This window comes from Mucilaginibacter gossypii, assembly GCF_017569325.2.
Taxonomy (GTDB): domain Bacteria; phylum Bacteroidota; class Bacteroidia; order Sphingobacteriales; family Sphingobacteriaceae; genus Mucilaginibacter; species Mucilaginibacter gossypii.
The window spans coordinates 2,975,671-2,994,240 of sequence record NZ_CP071878.2; the positions used below are offsets into that span (position 1 = coordinate 2,975,671).

Consider the following 18,570-nt stretch of genomic DNA (forward strand, 5'->3'; position numbering starts at 1 on the left):
TGGGAAGACGTAACGCTTATTTCCAGCCGCCGCCTAATGAGCGGTAAAGCTCAGCGTTGGCACTAAGTTGAGCCATTTTAATAGATGCTAATTCAAGCTCACCTTGCAATACATTACCTTGCGCAGTAATCACCTCAAGATAGGTAGCAAGACCGTTTTTAAACAACATGCTCGCATTGCTTGTAGCTTGTTGCAATGTTTTAACGCGGTTAGCTGCGATAGTTTGTTGCTCTTTAAGCTTTTGGAGCCTTACCAAAGCGTCAGATACTTCGCCAACCGCATTTAATACCGATTGACGGAATTGGATCACGGTTTTTTCGCGGTCAACTTTGGCAACTTCATATTGGGTACGCAATTGTTTGTGTTGCAACAAAGGCTGAGCAATACCACCGGCAACAGTACCAAACAATGAAGCCGGAATATTAAACCAGTTGCTTGATTTAAATGAGTTTAAACCACCCTGACCAGTTATAGTTAATGAAGGGTAAAGCTGGGCTTTAGCGATACCAACCCTCGCGTTAGCTATATTTAAAGCCAACTCCGAACTGCGTACATCGGGCCTGCGGCTCACCATTGCTGATGGTACACCTGCCGAAAGTGTTTCGGGGAAAGTAATATCATTAAGTTTAGCGCTACGTTCAATGGCGTCAGGTAACCTACCAGCCAATATGCTCAACCCATTCTCCTGAACATTGATATCGCGTTCAAACTGAGGAACCAATTGCGCAGCAGCTTCTAACTGGGCCTGTGCCTGCTGAACACCTAAAAGTGTCACCTGGCCGGCATCGTATTGCAATTTGATGATGCGCAATGTACTGTCATTCAGTTTTACGTTTTTCTTAGCTATTTCCAGTTGCTCGTCAAGCATCAGCAAGTTATAGTAACCTTGAGATACACTTGATACGATGTTGGTTTGGATAGCCCTTTTAGCTTCATTAGTTTGCAGGTACAGGGCCAAAGCTTCACGGTTTTGACTGCGGATTTTACCCCAGATATCAGCTTCCCATGACAGCGCCAGGTTAGCATTATAATCTTCAACATGTTTAGTACCAATATTGTATTGTTTGATACTTAAACCGGTAACACTGTTATCAGACGGGCGGTTGGTGTTTGCAGTAACGTTTAAGCCAAGAGTAGGAACATAATTCCACTTAACTTGTTTAAACTGCAATTGTGCAGCCTCGATATTTTTTACGGCCACCTGCATATCGTAATTTTTAACGATAGCACTGTCAATCAGCTTTTGAAGAGCAGCATCGGTAAAAAAGTTTTTCCATTGCAAGTCGGCAATGCTGCTGGTATCGCTGGTGGTAACCGCGTTCCTGAAGGCTTCAGGTTGCGCGTCCTTTGGCGTAGCAACATCTTTTGAAACTTTACAGCCGGCAAGCACCACCAGTGCTAAAGCCAAACTGCCTATTATATTTTTCATTGTTATATCTTTTTTAAACTATCACGGATTTTAAAGGCCGTGATAGTTTTAGTTGATGTTTTGATTGATTAAGCTGAATATTCGTTTTCAAGAACTACAGCATCCTTACCATGGTCGCCGGCAGCGGCAAGCGGTTTAGGTTTACCGCTAATGCGCTCCTGCAAGCCCTGGAATATCACGTAAAGTACAGGTATGATAAATAAACCTAACAATACGCCTGAAACCATCCCGCCTGCTGCACCGATACTGATGGAGTGGTTACCCTGTGCAGATGGCCCGGTAGCAATACTCATCGGGAATAAACCGAATACGAAGGCCATGGAGGTCATGATGATTGGACGGATACGGAGCTGAGCAGCTTCGATAGCTGACTGTACCAGCCCATGCCCTGCCCTTCGCCGCTGCACCGCGAACTCTACGATCAGGATGGCGTTCTTGGCCAGCAAGCCGATGAGCATGATCAGCGCAACCTGTACATAGATATTGTTTTCGATACCGGTTAAGCCTAACACAATGAATACCCCGAATAAACCTGTAGGTATTGAAAGTATTACCGCCAATGGCAGGATATAACTTTCATACTGTGCAGACAGCAGGAAGTATACAAACACCAAACACAACAGGAAGATCACAGTCGACTGACCACTTGAAGAAATCTCCTCGCGGGTTTGGCCAGTAAACTCATAGGCAAAACCTTGCGGCAGTTGCTCCTTAGCAGTTTCCTCAATCGCTTTAATGGCATCACCAGAGCTGTAGCCAGGTTTAGGGATAGCATTAATTTCGATAGAGTTGAAGAGGTTATAACGTGAAGCAGTTTCTGAACCATACACACGGGTTAATTTAACCAGGGTATTGATCGGAACATTTTCGCCCGATTTGTTTTTAACAAACACACGGTCAATTGCCGATGGATCTGTCCTGTCTGCAATATCTGCCTGAACAACCACACGGTAGTATTTACCAAAGCGGTTAAAGTCTGATGCCTGTGCGGTACCAAAGTAAGCCTGCATGGTTGACAGGATGTCTTTAACACTTACACCCAACTGGTTGGCTTTTTCGTCATCAACCTCTAATTGTAACTGAGGGTAATCAGCTTTGTATGAAGTAAAGGCGAAAGCAACCGCTGGTTTCTGCATCAGTTTCATGATAAAGTTATTGGCAACACCGCTAAATTTATCCAACCTGCCGTTGGTTTTATCCTGCAGCATTACGTCAAGCGCTTCCACGTTGCTGAAACCAGGAACGGTTGGGAAACTGAACACGAAGAACGTACCACCTGGTATGCCTGCTAATTTGCCCCTAACAATATTCTGGATAGCATCAATATTTTTAACTTCTCCCCTTTCTTCAGTAGGCTTCAACAACAGGAAGATAACACCTGCTGACGGGCTGCTGGATTGTGTTAAGAAGTTAAAACCAGAAAGCGCGGTAACAAATCGTGCTGACGGCAGTGTTTTCAACTGATCCTCAGCCAGTTTAAAAGTTTTGTTAGTTCCTGCTAATGAAGTACCTGATGGTGTATTTACTGCTATCGCCACAAAGCCCTGGTCCTCGGTAGGAATAAAGCCTGTTTTGGTTTTGTTTACCATGTAAACTGTAGCAACAACTACTAAGGCAAGGCCGGCCATACTGATCCATTTATTACGGATCAGAACTTTCAAGCCGCCAACATACCTGTTGGTCATATAATTGAAGCCACCATTGAAGCCCGCGTAAAATTTCTCTACAAAGCTTTTCTTAGGTGCGTCATGACCATTTTCGCTATGTTTATTCTTTAAAAACAAGGCTGCCAAAGCAGGACTTAAGGTTAAAGCGTTAACAGCTGATATAATGATAGATATAGCCATGGTTAAGGCAAACTGGCGATAGAAGATACCTGTTGAGCCCGTCATGAAGCTCACCGGCAAAAACACCGCCGCCATAACCAGCGTAATGGATATAATAGCACCCGTAATTTCGTGCATGGCCTCCGTAGTTGCAGCCTTAGGGGTTAGGCTTGGGTCATGCTCCATTTTGGCATGCACCGCCTCCACTACCACAATGGCGTCATCCACCACAATACCGATGGCCAATACCAATGCGAACAGCGTTAACAAGTTAACTGAGAAACCGAAAAGGTTCATAAAGAAGAACGTACCGATAATAGCAACCGGAACCGCTATCGCCGGGATCAATGTTGATCTGAAATCCTGCAGGAATATAAATACTACAATAAATACAAGGATGAAGGCCTCAACTAATGTATGCTCAACCTGGTTGATTGACTCATCAAGGTCGGTTTTAGTACGATAGAACTGGTTGTATTTAATCCCGACAGGGAAATCTTTAGACAATTTCACCATCAGGTTGTCGATAGCGATCTGGATTTCGTTGGCGTTTGAACCTGACAATTGGATAATACCGATTATAATACCATCGTGGCCGTTCAGGTTACTAACGCTATTATATGAGTATGCACCCAGCTCAACACGTGCTACGTCTTTTAAACGCAATACAGAACCATCTGCATTTGCACGGATGGCGATGTTCTGATATTCTTCTGGTTTGGTAAGTTTACCTTTATATTTAATTACATACTCAAATGCTTCGTTGCTGCGCTCGCCAAATTTACCTGGTGCTGCTTCAAGGTTTTTGTCCTGTATAGCGGCGGTTACTTCGGCCGGTGTAACATTGTAAGCTGCCATTTGGGTAGGATTTAACCAAACACGCATTGAATAATCCTTAATACCACCAAAAATACTGGCAGAACCTACACCCGGAATACGTTTAATTTCCGGAACGATATTGATCTGTGCGTAGTTGGCCACAAAGGTTTGATCGTATTTTTTAGGATCCTCAGAGTAGATGGCCATAGCACCGATAAAGCTGTTTTGCTGTTTGGTAGTTGTAATACCGTATTGCAAAACCTCGGCTGGTAATTGGCTTGAAGCCTGTGAAACACGGTTTTGAACGTTTACCGCTGCCTGATCGGGGTTAGTACCCTGTTTAAAGTAAACGGTAATACCCAATGTACCGTCATTACTGGCGGTAGAGGTCATATAGGTCATATTTTCCACACCGTTAATCGCTTCTTCTAACGAAGGCGTAACGGAACGTAAAATAGTTTCGGCATTGGCACCCGGATACACGGCTGATACCAATACTGACGGAGGGGCAATATTAGGAAACCGCTCTAAGGGCAGTTTTGTTAAACCAAGCACACCCACTATCACCAACAATATGGAGATAACAGTTGAGAGTACCGGTCTTTCTATAAATTTCTGAAACATGACTTTAAAGTTTAAGTGTATGTATTATTTCTTAACTACAGCGGCTACTTTATCTGCAGCCTTTTGAGGCTGGATAACCATACCTTCCTGTAATTTATCAATGCCCTCTAACACGATCTGGTCGCCGGCTTTAATGGCTTCTTTATCTTTAACCAGGTAATGATCACCTGATTTGCCAATGATGTCGATAGGTTGTTTTTTCACTTTGCTGCTATCGCCAACTACAAATACAAATACTTTATCCTGCATTTCGATAGTTGAAGCTTCCGGAACGATCAAAGCATCTTTATGGCTCAGGCTTAAACGGATCTTGCCGGTATTACCAGAGCGTAAAAGCCCGTCGGGGTTTGAGAAATTTGCCCTTAAAGTGATAGCGCCGGTGTTTTTATCAAACTGGCCGTCTACAATATCAATTTTACCTTGTTTAGCATATTCTGTATTATCAGCTAACAATAATGATACTGATGGTACATTTTTCAATTTATCTTTCAGGTTAGCGCCTGGATATTGTTCTTTAAAGGCAACAAAATCTTTTTCGCCCAATGAAAAGTAAACGTGTACATCATGAACATCTGATAATTGAGTTAGTGGAGCAACATCCGCAGGAGCAACAAGGCTACCTTGTTTCTTAGCAAGCAGACCGATATAACCGCTTACAGGAGCTTTTATTAAGGTATAACCTAAATTGATCTGCGCGGTAGCTACGTTAGCTTTAGCCGATTCGATATTGGCTTTCGCTACATCAGCTGCTGCCTTAGCTGTTTTTAGCTGGTAGTCAGAAACTACTTTATTAGCTACAAGCGGAGTTAGTTTTTCAACTTCCAGTTGCGCATTTACATGTGCTGCTTCGGCGGCATGTAAGCTTGCCAATGCATTATTTAAAGCTGCACGGTATGGTTGTTCATTAATTTTAAATATTGGCTGACCGGCAGATACAAAAGCGCCTTCGTCAACAAATACTTTATCTAAAGTACCGCTTACCTGTGGCCTGATCTCTACGTTAACGGCGCCTTCAATTGAAGCAGGATATTCCTGGTAAGTAGTTTCGGTACCTGATACTATAGAAGCAACCGGTAAAGCGGGTGGTGGGGGTGCTGTTGGAGCCTGCGGTGCAGATGAACATCCATATAATGTTAAAGCTGCAACTGCTGCTAAAAGGAGTGTTTTCATGAGTGATGATTTTAAGAGTGGTGAATGAATAGGATTAGAAAAAGCCGTTGGGCTTGTGATATATGATGATTTGATTGTTTTCATTGTTTTACTGTTGCCGATCATTTTCAATTGAGATGCCAGTTACATACTTAACTGACTATCAATTATTTATATTTATAATATTTAATTTCCAATGCCTTATATCGTTATTTTCACGATTTTTCATGACGATATACCGAAACGATGTACGCTAATTACAGCAAGTACATAAATTAGATGTTACAACACCGTTAAATCGTTTAACACTGTTAAATAGACTGCGTGGGTTGTGAGTGAGCTTTTTCATTGTATTAAGAGTTTGTTTTAAAAAGTGCTTAACAATTACCTAACACTGTAAGGTAATTTAACAGTGTAGTTTTCAAGTCACAGAAAGAATTAATCTTTCATCGACCTGATGATACCGCCTATGGTATCTTTTAAAACCTGGCGGTTAACTTCGTCAGAGAATCCCCTGCTCAGTAAGTTGATGGACACCAAACCGTGTACGACCGACCAAAACGTATAGTACTTGGTGCAGATCATTTCGTCATTGATATCTTTTATATCCATCAGTTGCATAATAGCCTCGCTAACCATAGTAGTAGGGAGCTGGGCTTCGGGCATTGATTTTACCATCTCGCAGCAACAGTTCATCTGTACGCCAAACATAACCTGGTAAAGTTCCTTATTTTCAAAAGCAAAGTTCCAGTAAGCAAGCCACATGGCTTCCAGCTGCTTTTCGGGCAGGCGGTGCTTTTCTTTGGCTTCCTCCATGTCTTTTGCTAATATCAAATAGCCTTTGCGGGTAAGTTCCATTAATATAGCATCCTTATTTGCAAAGTATTCATATATAATGGGTGCGGTGTATTCAATTACATCGGCAATCTTCCGCATGCTTAAAGCCTGCCAGCCTTCATGCTTAACTATGTGGAGCGCGGCATCCAGGATATTAACCCGGGTTTCTTCTTTTAAGCGCTGGATTCGTTCTTTACTTGCCATTTTAATCACACTATTAAATCATTTAACAGTGTTAAGCAAAAGTATAACGGTTTTCAGGATTATTTACCATCCCTTTGTAAAAAACGTTTCATCCAATTGTCATGGATTAAACCTTTTGAGTCAAATCCGGTCGGCAAACGCTTATTTCTTTACCAGGTAAACCAATTGCCCAATATGATAGCCCTGGTGTATAGTACGATTAATCAGGATATTTAATCTGTTACGGTGCGGCTCTTTTGCAAAATCATCTGCTGAAATGGCGCTATGCGGCTTAAACCATTCTTCGGGCTGCATAGCATTCATCCTTTCGGTTAAAACCTCATTTACTTTAGCCCAATATTGTTTAAGCTCAGCCAGTGACGGTTTCTCCAACCCAGAATTTTCAGGACTTTTAACAAAAATTTGATCCAGCTGGGGATAGAGCCTTTCGCCCAAACCTAAATAGGTAAACATTCCGTCGCTAACAGCAGTAAGATGGCCCAGCAGGTAAATACCGCTGTTTCGGCCGGGAGCAGTTTCGGCAGCAAGAGCTTCGTCAGTTAACTTATCGAGTAAACCGTTTAGGCGACTGTTTTGCAGTTCCCAGTTGGAGACTACCATTTTGATAAATAATTCTGTTGACGGCTGTATGCTGGTTTCGGTAATGTTTGTGCTCATTTGTTGCAGATGTTATATCAAACCAGTGGATTTGATGACACAATTATAAGCTAAAACGGGGCTGGCGTAAATACTAAGCAGCTTATATGACAAAACTATGATACCACAGGCTCATCTTCAATTTTACGCACCAGCCATATCATCATGGCAGCAAAGGCGGCAACAACAAAAAAAGCTATTTGCAGGTTTGCTGCCTGAGCAATAAAACCAACTATTGGTGGTACTATAACAAAACCCAGGTAACCAACTGTTGATATGGCGGCCAGTGCCTGGCTGCTGTTCATTGTTTTTGATTTACCGGCCATGCTAAAAATCAGCGGCACTATACATGACACCCCCATGCCTATCATGGCGTAGCCCAAATAAACGGTTAAAGTATATGGTAAAAACACAGATACCAGCAAACCGGCCAAAACCAGCGAGCTGCTATAAGTTAACACCTTTTTTATACCAATGGCCGATACTACCCTATCGCCCGCGAAGCGGCCAATGGTCATGGTAACCATGTAAACTACAAAGCCGGCCTCAGCGAATGATTTGGTGGCATGGACTACCTTTTCAAAATAAACACCGCTCCAATCGTACAGCGTGTTTTCGCAGGCCATAGAGGCGAAACATATTAAAGAAAATTTAAGCAAGTGTTTATCGGGCATGGAAAACACCGATTTATTGGGTGTTTCGGCAGGCTGATAGTCATATGTTGAGGGATAAAATATTACCGAGAGGATCAGCATCGCAACTCCCACACCTAATAAATGATATGAAGGAGCCACGTTAAATAATACCATTAAATAGCCGACAGCAGCACCGCCAAAACCGGCCAGGCTCCAGATGCCATGGAATGTTACCATGATCGATTTATCATACAAAGCCTGGATCCCCACGGCCTGCGAGTTCATGGATAAACCTAATATATTACGGGTTGAGCCAACAAAAAATAAAACTACTATCAGTTGCCACATATAAGCTGCAAAACCGGGCAGGCAAAGCACCAGACTAAAGGCCAGTGCACCTATCAGCATCATTATACGGCTGCTGAAATGCTTGATCATTTTAGCCGTTAAAGGCATGGTAAGCATCAGGCCAACAGGCATAGCAAACAGCACAACACCCAACTGGGCTTCGTTTAAATTAAGCTGATGTTTTATGGATGGGATACGCGAGGCCCATGAAGAATACCCGAAGCCCGAAACAAAGAAGAAGACACTGTTGGCAATCCGCATTTTTGATTTGCCCGCAGCCGTTAGCTGATCCATACTTAATAATTACACGCAAATTTAGCTATAATTTATAAGGACGGTTGCCGTTATCTGCAATTAAATACAGCTTACATACATGGCTGAAGTTCGCCGCAAGGCTGATTATTTTGAGCCGCTTTATGAAAAACTTTATTGAAACCTTGTTGTACGTAAGTTAACCCGAGGTTTAAAAGGGCTGATACCTGCAGTGGTGTGGTATCCGGCAGGGTGAGTGATATGAGGTGTGATATGAGTTTCATGATTACATTATCGTTTCCGGCTGCAAAATTGCTACAATAGTTTCAAAAAAAATTCACCTGGATCAACAACTGACTTTAGGAAGATAATTGATAATGAGTATGATAAACGGTTGACAAACAGCCTCATTTAATCCTCCCCCTTTGGAAAAGGGTTTGGGATGAGGCCGGCTCATCTAATTGCAATATTGATGCGTTAGTTTGTTAGCATGTTTTTTTAGCTTTACTTTTGAGATAAGTATTTAAATGAAAGACACCACCAAAACTTTGAGTTCAGGACCTACATATAAAGCAGCCGGTAAAGTAGCAACCATTATTGAAAGGCATTTCAGGCATTTTCATGCCAAGGCGCTTGCCGATAATAATGAGATAGACCTTGCTCCTACCCCCAGCTGCACCACTATCGAATCACTCATCGATATCTCATTTTGGGCAAGCTTGCGACGGGAAGAGGGATTTTCACCAAAATTCACACTTGCTTTTTTGCCGCCCGAAGCTGCCGGTCAACCGTTGTTGTTTGGTGGAAAAATTAAACTCGCGCCTAATATCCTCACCAAATTTGCCTCGGCAGTACAACAGCCGGGCATTCATTTAGGCATCTGGATAGAAGATGATGAACTATACATCTGGGGAACTACCCTGGCTATTCCGGCTTACTGTTTTGTGCTGGAAGTAATTGAACCCGGATTATTGGTGATCAAACATCGCCGTGTAGAGGGTTTTGGCAAATTTGTAAACATAGCCATATTAAAAGGCGACGATATCAAAGTTGTTGACGAGCACGGCTCCAGCATTTCTGATTGCCCTAATGTACTTTCGGCCATGCTTGATTTTACTTTGCCGTCTCTATGGAATGATCCGGTAAACGTATTAGTTCAGCTGGCTACCTCCATGCAAGCCCATAAACGTGGCGGCATATTATTAGTTGTGCCCTCCGGAAATGAAGAATGGCGCGAATCTATCATTACCCCGATCTCCTATCCTGTCGATCCTCCGTTCTCAGGTCTTACCGATTTGATGATTCACGAAGGCATCGACCGTTACCACACCTCATGGCAGGAAAAAATGCGCCGCGCGGTTGATACCATAGGCGGATTAACCTCGATAGACGGCGCAACGCTGATAAATGATAAACATGAGTTGCTGGCTTTCGGTGCCAAAATAGGTCGTGCAGCAAAAAGCTCACCTGTCGAAGAGATCGTAGTGACCGAGCCTATTGTCGGTTGCTCAACCCGGGTGATCCACCCGGCGCAAAACGGCGGTACAAGGCATTTAGCGGCAGCACAGTTTGTTTTTGATCAAAAGGACGCCTTAGCACTGGTAGCTTCGCAGGATGGCCGTTTTACCGTATTCGCGTGGTCGCCGGTTGTAGGAATGGTGCATGCGCACCAGATTGATATATTGTTGCTGTAGCCCCCCCGGCCCCCCTAAAGGGGGAGATAGAAAGGTATCTCGCAATAATTTTCGTAAATTAAAACAAACAGATAAACATCTTTAGTAAATGATTTAATCTCCTCCTGGATTCCTAATCCTTAATCTCCAGTCACTAATCTATGTCCCTAACCTCCCCCTTTAGGGGGCTGGGGGGCGTTTAATCGCAATTCAACAACAAATCATAATATTTCCGCATCAGTACGGTATCGTAATTAACCAGCGACTGATAAGCTTCTGAAACTAACTCGTTGAGGATAGATGATCCAAGCTGACCGCCTCCATTGGGAATGGAGTCATAATAAACAATAATTTCTTTAACCCTTATTATTTCGTACAGCAACTGCTGAACCAAATCAATTTGAGTACCCGTCTGCATTCCAGCCGAATTCTTGCTCAGAAAATCTAAAGGATCGTTAGTAGCAGGGGTCATTTTTTTATCAAACAGGATCGGAATTATGGTTTTATCAACTACGTATTAACAGTTAATAAGTTTAAACATCCGCTTTTTGTTTTAAAAAAATAAAAAAAATTAAAACAAAATAGCAAAACCCTCATAAAGAGGGTTTTGCTACTGTATAAAAATACTTAATTATTTTGCTTTGGTTCAGGCTTAGGTAACAGAACCTTGCGCGATAGCTTCAGTTTACCTTGCTTATCTACGTCAAGCAGTTTAACCCTTACTTCGTCGCCTATCTGGAAGATGCCATCCATCGTTTCAATACGGCGGTGATCAATTTCAGATATGTGCAGCAAACCATCTTTACCTGGCATAATTTCAACAAACGCACCGAAAGGCATAATTGATTTTACTTTACCTTCGTAAATCTCGCCAACTTCTGGTTTTGAAGCGATGGCGCGGATGCGGCCCAACGCTGCGTCGATAGAAGCCTTGTTATCGGCAAATACCTGAACGATACCCTGGTTGTCTTTTTCTTCGATAGAGATGGTAGCACCAGTTTCGCGTTGCATTTCCTGGATGATCTTACCACCAGGCCCGATAACTGCACCAATAAATTCTTTATCAATTTTAATGGTAACGATACGCGGAGCGTGTGGTTTGTAGTCGGCACGTGCCTCGGTAATGGTTTTAGCCATTTCGCCAAGGATATGTAAACGGCCATCTTTAGCCTGGTTTAACGCGTTGGTTAATACTTCGTATGAAAGGCCGTTGATCTTCAGGTCCATCTGTACAGCAACGATACCGTTTTTAGTACCGGTTACTTTAAAGTCCATATCACCTAAGTGGTCTTCATCACCAAGGATATCAGAAAGGATAGCATATTTGGTACCCATTTCGTTGGTGATCAAACCCATCGCGATACCTGATACAGGCTCTTTAATTTTAACACCTGCATCCATAAGCGCCAGTGTACCGGCACAAACTGTAGCCATTGAAGAAGAACCGTTTGATTCCAAAATATCAGAAACTACACGGATAGTGTATGGGTTTTCATCTTCGGATGGCAATACCTGTTTCAATGAACGCATAGCCAGGTTACCGTGGCCAATTTCACGGCGGCCGGCACCCCTGTTAGGCCTAACTTCGCCGGTTGAAAAACCAGGGAAATTGTAGTGTAACAGGAATTTTTGGTAACCGTTAATGAATGCACCATCAATCATTTGCTCGTCATCCTTAGCACCTAAGGTAACGGTAGTTAATGATTGTGTTTCGCCGCGGGTAAATATCGCCGAACCGTGAGCCGATGGCAAATAACCTACTTCGCTCCATATCGGGCGGATCTGGGTAGTAGTACGACCATCTAAACGTTTGCCTTCGTCTAATACAAGGTTACGGATAGCATCGTATTCTACATCATGGTAATATTTTTTAGCAAGGCTTTTAGTAATATCATCTATCTCACCTAAGGTTTCGATATAGGCGTCACGCACTTCTTTAAACTTAGCACTCCGCTCTTCTTTTGCAGATGCAGCAGAAGCAATGGCGTAAACCTGATCATAAGTAGCAGCGTAGATAGCTTTTTTCAAGTCCTCATTGCTATGCTCATGGCTGTAAACACGTTTTTCGGTTTTACCAACTTCAATGGTTAGTTCTTTTTGAGCTAAACATTGCAGTTTAATAGCAGTATGGGCAAATTTGATGGCTTCAACCAATTCAGCTTCCTGAATTTCTTTTGATTCGCCTTCAACCATGTTGATATCGTGCTCGCTGCCTGCAACAATAAATTCTAAAGTTGCATTTTCAAGCTGGCTTAATGTAGGATTGATTACTAACTGTCCGTCAATTTTAGCAACACGTACCTCAGAGATTGGACCGTTAAAAGGTATATCAGATACAGATAAAGCTGCAGATGCTGCCAAACCGGCCAATGCATCGGGCATAATATCTTTATCGGCAGATATTAAAGAGATCATCACTTGTGTATCAGCGTGATAATCTTCAGGGAACAAAGGACGCAAAGCACGGTCAACCAAACGGGAGATCAAAACCTCATAGTCTGATAAACGGGCCTCGCGGCGTAAAAAACCACCCGGGATACGGCCTGTTGCAGCGTATTTTTCCTGGTAGTCAACAGATAAAGGCAAGAAGTCAACTCCTTCTTTAGCTTCAGGCGATGATACAACAGTAGCCAATAACATGGTGTCACCCATTTTTATCACTACCGAACCATCCGCTTGTTTGGCCAGTTTACCTGTTTCGATCTCAATGGTGCGTCCGTCGCCCAGATCAATAACTTTTTTAATTACGTTTAAACTCATCTTTTTTTGTTTGTGATGCACTTTTCATCTTCGGGAGCGCATCGGATTTTATGTGTGTAAATATATGTTGCAAAAGTAAAAAAGCCATCCTAAAATGGGGATGGCTTTTAAATAAAAAAGGAGAGAATTACTTAATGATATCCCTTAGCTGTAAAGCTTTGATGATAGCACGGTACCTTTCAATGTCTTTATTATACAGGTAAGCAAGTAACGCACGACGTTTACCTACTAATTTTTGTAGCGATAATTGAGTTGAAAAATCCTTTTTGTTTTTTTTCAAATGCCCTGTTAAGTGAGCAATACGAGTAGTAAATAATGCTACCTGACCTTCGGCCGAACCTGTGTCAACTGCTGATTTACCGTGTTTTGCAAAGATCTCTGCCTTTGCTTCTTTACCTAAATACATTACTTGAATAATATTAAAGCGTTAACTATTTTATTAATTGTGGGTGCAAAGATAGTGATTAATTATGCAAAAGCAAGGGGTGGGTTGATTTGTTTTTTGGAGTTGATGAGTGGTTGGTTGAGTTGGATTAAGTGAGTGGTTGTTATTGTCGGAACTCGAATTTATGGAGTTAAGGGAATTTATAGAATTTGCAATTACTCTGTCTATTCTTTAAATTCCATAAAGTGGGGCTCAGACGTAATAAATTCAAAATTGAAAATCCCAACTCCGAAATCAATTTATACTACCACCAGCCAACTATCAAAATAACAAATACTCTCCTGCTTTACCATACTTCTCCAGTTGCCTGATACCTGTACTTGAGATGTGTTCAAATTCCATATCACAAAAAATGGCCGTTACACTGATGTTTTTGCCGCCTAACTCTTGAAGATAGCGGTATTGGTTCAGTTCGTACTGTAAATCCGATCCATTTCGTAATCCCCGGATAATAGTAACGTCATACCCCAAACCATCTACAAATTCGGTGAGTAGTCCTTCGTAAGTTTCAGTTTGCCTGTATCTTAATATTTCCGGCAATTCGTATGTGGCTTTATCTTTACCTGGGTTAACACCCCGGGCTATAATCACCTTATCAAAAATCCGCTCGGCCTTTTGGAGTATATTATAATGCCCTTTGTGGAATGGATTAAAGCTCCCCGGATATACTGCTATACGGGGTTTAAAGTTTTCTACATAGTCTATTAAATAATCCAGGGCCGGGTTATCAACCCTTTGTTGCAGGCTTGTTAATACCTCTACTCTTTTTTCTTTATAGATTTTGTGATCTACAAACTGAAATTCCTTAAATATTTGCTGCTCATAAATCAGCAGTTTATCAAATGGCTGTTTTAAGATATTAAGATCGGCTGCGCTGAAAATCTCTGACAATGCCGAGCCCGGCTTGTGATGTTTGGTATCGAGGATAATATCTGTTACAAGAGCTTTGAGCGCTCCATCCCCCGTAAACGTTTCGTTAAAATATCTCGCCGAATCCTCTTCGTTTGTGCCGGATCTCGGATCGTAAATGATATCATGGAAAATTGTAGCCAGCAATAATACATCATTATCACTGTAGCCCCGGTTCTCTAATTGTTGCCATACATCGTCCAGATGCTCAAGGGTGTGGTAAAACCGATGGGGTTCACGGTAATGGTTTAACACTACTGGATCAACCCCTAACCTTGCCAATCGCTCAGCTTTTTCAATGACTTTCATAAGTGTTGAATTGCACGTAATTTTACGAAGTGCCTTACATTATAACAAACGTTACTTCTTAATCAACCATTCACCTGATCAACCCAATCAACCACTCACTAAACCTATTACTTCCCTTCTGTCCAGCTTTTAAAAATGGCCGATTGCAATTGGTCAGGATTAGGCAAGGGTGTAATTTTAAATGTCTTTTCCCTCAGCCTACCCAAAACAATGGTTACATCTTTCTTTTCGCTGTTCTTTAACAAACCCAACGTTAAACTATCTCCAGTATTTTTTGTTTCGAAGGCCTTGTAAAGTACATCTTTTCTTGCAGGAGCGCCATCAACCGTAAGTATAACCGTGCGCCCCCTGATACCTTTATCCCAGGCGGGGGATTTATAGGCAACTGTATTGATCCTGAGCGTATCGCCCTGCTGCCGCACGTTAAGGCCAGCCCATGATTCCGATACCACTTTAGTAGCAGTATCAACAGCGAGTCCTCCGTAAGCGAAATATTTTGGATAATCCGGCGGCTTAACGGTCGATGCATATTCAAACACTTCTGTTAACGGCACACCCGCCATTTTCTCGCACTCATTCCTGAACTCCTGCTCTGTAAAGCCGCGATTTAGCTTTTTGTAATATTTGTAATAAAGCAATCGCATTACGTCGTCAAGCGTTTTTTTATTTTGTGTTGCATGGCGGATGCTGAAATCAAGCATCAAGCCCAAAATCGGCCCTTTATCGTAGTATGAAATGGTTTTATTAAAATCATCGCCCTGCCTGCCGTTTGGCCCGTCATCCCATGTGTTATAACTGGCTTCTGTTGCCGATTGATACAAATGCCCGGGTTCATTTTCATAGTTACGCAGGTTATTCTGAAAATCGCCAAACATATCCTCGTTATTCATTAAACCCGCATGCCTGGTGATCATGTACTCGTAATAAACTGTAAATCCTTCGGATACCCAAAGCATATTAGTGTGGTTCTCCTTTGAGTAATCAAACGGGCCGAGCTCAACCGGCCTGATGCGTTTAACATTGTAATGGTGAAAATACTCATGCGCTATAAAGTTGTACAGCTTTTTACGGGCTTCGGGAGTATTAAACCCTTCACCTCCGCTAAAGCTTAACGAAGTGGAGTTTAAGTGTTCGATACCGCCGCCGCCAGCGCCAATTGATAAAAAGGTATAATGTGTATAAGGTATTTCGCCTATGATGTTGCTGCCCGTCACTACGATCTTTTTCAGGTCATCCATAAATGCCTGCCTGTCAAAGGCAGGTAGTTTATAACCGATAAAATTGTGTAGTTTATTCTGCACGCTGAAAGGTGGCAAAACTTCCAGCTCGCCCATTAAAAAAGGGCTGTCATAAAGCACATCAAAATCGGCTGCTTTGTAAACATGATATTGTCCCTTCAGGGTATCCAGCCCGGTTGCTACCAGATCATTCCATTTACTGTAAGGCTTCATTTGGATGGTAACTGGATGGCGTAATTCCTGGTCGAGGTACATGAACAGGCCTCCGGGGGTAATGTAGCCTCTTGTTTCGTCAAGGTAAACGTTGCCCACAAACGGCACAACAGCTTTAACATCGTATGAGATCTTTACATCTCCAGCCGAGGGGTTAATAACCTTCCAGGTATCCTTAGTGGGCTTATCAAATTTAAGCGAATTGCCTTTTGCATCGGCAACAGTAAAATTTTGTACAGCTCCGGCAAAATTGATTAGTTGGTAATAGCCCGGCGTCCAAACGCACATCTTAAAATCAAGCGTTTTGAGGTGGGTTTTATTGGTCAACTCAACATGATACAAATGTTCGGCTGCCTTTTCCATTGACACCGAATATTGCATATTAACAGGTTGCTGGGCCCAAACACCGGCACAAAACAACAGGCAAAACGACAGGGTTAAATTAGATAGTAATTTCATTATCTGCTTGGGTTTTGCCGAATATAATAAACAGCGATTTATTTATTTCACCAATCACCGGAAATTAGCCCAAAAAACACCTGTATTTATCCCCCGGAGATAAATTTCACCAAATGTTTTAGCCAAAGAAACACAGGTTATACTCAGCTTATTTCCCGGGTAAACTACTCCTTCGGCAGCCCATCTTCAAACCCACAATCGCCATTGCTCTCAGCTATATCCAGGTTCCAGGCCGGAGTTGGGAAATAGGGCGTTGTATCATCGGCATTTTTAGTGCTATAGGTGCACTTAATCACCCTGCTTTCGCCCGGTGCCAGTGAGATATAATTATCGCTGAAGATCACCGGTAAAATATCGTCACCACCTTGCCCTTTTAAAGCGCGCAGATGTACAAAAAACGCAATTGCAATACCTGTATTTTGATTATTACTCCCGTCGCCCCTGCACAAATACCCTTGTATTGAGCAGGACTATTACCGACATTAATAATATTTTTTTATGACAGATTAACTTCACTTCTGATAGTCGTAATACAAAGCAGCCGCACCTATGATACCGCTGTTTTCCAGTTCCGAGATCTCGATTTTTATACGTTCAAGCGTTTTTGAATAGGCAAAGGTTTTCACCTGCTGCCACATGGTGTCTTTAAAATACTCAAAGGCCTGGCTTACCGATCCGCCTAAAATAATCAGTCCGGGATCATAAGCATACATGATCATTTTCACGGCATTCCCTACATGGTTTCCTAATTCGGCATACAGCTCCAATGCCATCTCTTTGCCGGCCTGCGCATCTTTAAATACCTGTACGCCATTCAATCCGTACACATTGCTAAAGAATGAGCCGCTGCAATAATACTCAAGGACGTTATCGATATAGGGAAAAAGACCTATCTCCCCGGCGCCACAATTGTGGCCTGCGTACAGTTTTCCATTGGTGATAATGCCAGTGCCAAGCCCGGTGCCCAGGGTTACGCCAACCATGCTATCGGCACCTTTACCCTTTCCAAAATATAACTCACCTACGGCAAAACAATTTGCGTCATTATTTACATATACAGGGATGTTGTATCGCTCCTGCATCAGTTTTTTCAGGTGTACTTCCTTCCATGAGGGAATATATTGCACATCATAAACAATACCTTCGGCTACATCAACCACGCTGGGCACGCCTATGCCTATGGCGCTGGCCTTATCGTTTTGCAGCAGGGCATCAACAACAGCATAAATATCGTTCAGCACATCTTCTACACTGCCTTCGCTTTTTATCCGTTGCGATATGATATAACCGATGGTGTTATTATAAACCACCGCACCGCGGATATTTGTAGCTCCCAGATCAATACCTATAACTTTTATATTGCTCATTTATTTATTATGCTTTATTATCAAAAATAGTTTTGTTGGTAACCAGCGGCTTAGCCCAAAAGCCGATACTAAGCATGTAGCCGAATGTAATGTACAGCAAAAACATCCCCTGCCTTAAGCCAAACAAGCTGCCCAAGCCACCTATCAGGAGCTGAACCACTGCGCCACCAATAATACCGGTACCCAGGATCCCGGCAAATGAACCGTGATCTTCAGCTATCGACCTCAACGCCAGCGAGAATATAACGATATATATTACCGACATAAAGAAGCCAACTATTGAAAATGAATACAATGAGATGTAGTAGTTTTTCTTCATCAACTGAAGGGCTATGGTTTTTAGTTCGGTATAAACCTAAATATCGTTAAAAAATCCTTTGGAGGAATAATTTTACAACAGCTTGTTTAAGTTCTCACACTTTCATTTTAAAATATTTC

Annotated in this window: 16 protein-coding genes; 1 reads left to right on the forward strand and 15 read right to left on the reverse strand. The window is 42.4% G+C overall.

Features of this window, described 5'->3' with window-relative positions:
* Positions 1–16 precede the first annotated feature (16 nt).
* The 7 genes from J3L18_RS12475 to J3L18_RS12505 all read right to left on the reverse strand — a co-directional run bounded on the left by J3L18_RS12475 (position 17) and on the right by J3L18_RS12505 (position 9,043).
* Positions 17–1,429: an efflux transporter outer membrane subunit gene (locus tag J3L18_RS12475; protein ID WP_129568776.1), complete on the reverse strand. Its 1,413-nt coding sequence runs from the start codon at positions 1,427–1,429 to the stop codon at positions 17–19.
* Between the two features lie 68 nt (positions 1,430–1,497).
* On the reverse strand, positions 1,498–4,698 hold the full coding sequence (locus J3L18_RS12480; RefSeq protein ID WP_129568777.1) for an efflux RND transporter permease subunit: 3,201 nt from the start codon (positions 4,696–4,698) through the stop codon (positions 1,498–1,500).
* Positions 4,699–4,722: 24 nt separating this feature from the next.
* Positions 4,723–5,868: an efflux RND transporter periplasmic adaptor subunit gene (locus tag J3L18_RS12485; RefSeq protein WP_112655393.1), complete on the reverse strand. Its 1,146-nt coding sequence runs from the start codon at positions 5,866–5,868 to the stop codon at positions 4,723–4,725.
* Positions 5,869–6,285: 417 nt separating this feature from the next.
* Positions 6,286–6,888 carry a TetR/AcrR family transcriptional regulator gene (locus J3L18_RS12490; RefSeq protein WP_091168098.1) on the reverse strand — a complete coding sequence of 201 codons (603 nt, stop codon included), beginning with the start codon at positions 6,886–6,888 and terminating at the stop codon, positions 6,286–6,288.
* 141 nt (positions 6,889–7,029) lie between these two features.
* A complete protein-coding gene (locus J3L18_RS12495; protein WP_091168101.1) occupies positions 7,030–7,545 on the reverse strand; it encodes a DinB family protein in 516 nt (171 codons plus the stop codon).
* A 95-nt stretch (positions 7,546–7,640) separates the two neighbouring features.
* The gene (locus tag J3L18_RS12500) at positions 7,641–8,801 is read right to left on the reverse strand and encodes an MFS transporter (RefSeq protein WP_090524771.1); all 1,161 of its coding nucleotides are present in this window, start codon (positions 8,799–8,801) and stop codon (positions 7,641–7,643) included.
* Positions 8,802–8,872: 71 nt separating this feature from the next.
* Entirely contained in the window at positions 8,873–9,043 is a 171-nt protein-coding gene (locus J3L18_RS12505; protein WP_167516166.1) for a hypothetical protein, read from the reverse strand.
* Between the two features lie 243 nt (positions 9,044–9,286).
* Between J3L18_RS12505 and J3L18_RS12510 the strand changes: the two genes are divergently transcribed.
* Entirely contained in the window at positions 9,287–10,453 is a 1,167-nt protein-coding gene (locus J3L18_RS12510; protein WP_091168108.1) for a putative sensor domain DACNV-containing protein, read from the forward strand.
* A gap of 178 nt (positions 10,454–10,631) precedes the next feature.
* Here the strand turns inward: J3L18_RS12510 and J3L18_RS12515 are convergent, their stop codons facing one another.
* The 8 genes from J3L18_RS12515 to J3L18_RS12550 all read right to left on the reverse strand — a co-directional run bounded on the left by J3L18_RS12515 (position 10,632) and on the right by J3L18_RS12550 (position 18,451).
* A complete protein-coding gene (locus J3L18_RS12515; RefSeq protein WP_091168111.1) occupies positions 10,632–10,904 on the reverse strand; it encodes a hypothetical protein in 273 nt (90 codons plus the stop codon).
* Between the two features lie 155 nt (positions 10,905–11,059).
* Complete coding sequence (gene pnp, locus J3L18_RS12520; protein WP_129568778.1) at positions 11,060–13,192, reverse strand: polyribonucleotide nucleotidyltransferase; 2,133 nt, start codon at positions 13,190–13,192, stop codon at positions 11,060–11,062.
* Between the two features lie 127 nt (positions 13,193–13,319).
* Entirely contained in the window at positions 13,320–13,598 is a 279-nt protein-coding gene (rpsO, locus tag J3L18_RS12525; protein WP_129568779.1) for a 30S ribosomal protein S15, read from the reverse strand.
* Between the two features lie 300 nt (positions 13,599–13,898).
* Positions 13,899–14,855 carry an adenylyltransferase/cytidyltransferase family protein gene (locus J3L18_RS12530; RefSeq protein WP_129568780.1) on the reverse strand — a complete coding sequence of 319 codons (957 nt, stop codon included), beginning with the start codon at positions 14,853–14,855 and terminating at the stop codon, positions 13,899–13,901.
* A gap of 107 nt (positions 14,856–14,962) precedes the next feature.
* A complete protein-coding gene (locus tag J3L18_RS12535) occupies positions 14,963–16,765 on the reverse strand; it encodes a M61 family metallopeptidase (RefSeq protein WP_129568781.1) in 1,803 nt (600 codons plus the stop codon).
* A 164-nt stretch (positions 16,766–16,929) separates the two neighbouring features.
* Complete coding sequence (locus J3L18_RS12540) at positions 16,930–17,214, reverse strand: glycoside hydrolase family 2 protein (protein ID WP_129568782.1); 285 nt, start codon at positions 17,212–17,214, stop codon at positions 16,930–16,932.
* Positions 17,215–17,277: 63 nt separating this feature from the next.
* A complete protein-coding gene (locus tag J3L18_RS12545) occupies positions 17,278–18,132 on the reverse strand; it encodes an ROK family protein (protein WP_129568783.1) in 855 nt (284 codons plus the stop codon).
* 7 nt (positions 18,133–18,139) lie between these two features.
* Positions 18,140–18,451, reverse strand: a complete 312-nt coding sequence (locus J3L18_RS12550; RefSeq protein ID WP_129568784.1) for a hypothetical protein — start codon at positions 18,449–18,451, stop codon at positions 18,140–18,142.
* Between the last annotated feature and the right edge of the window lie 119 nt (positions 18,452–18,570).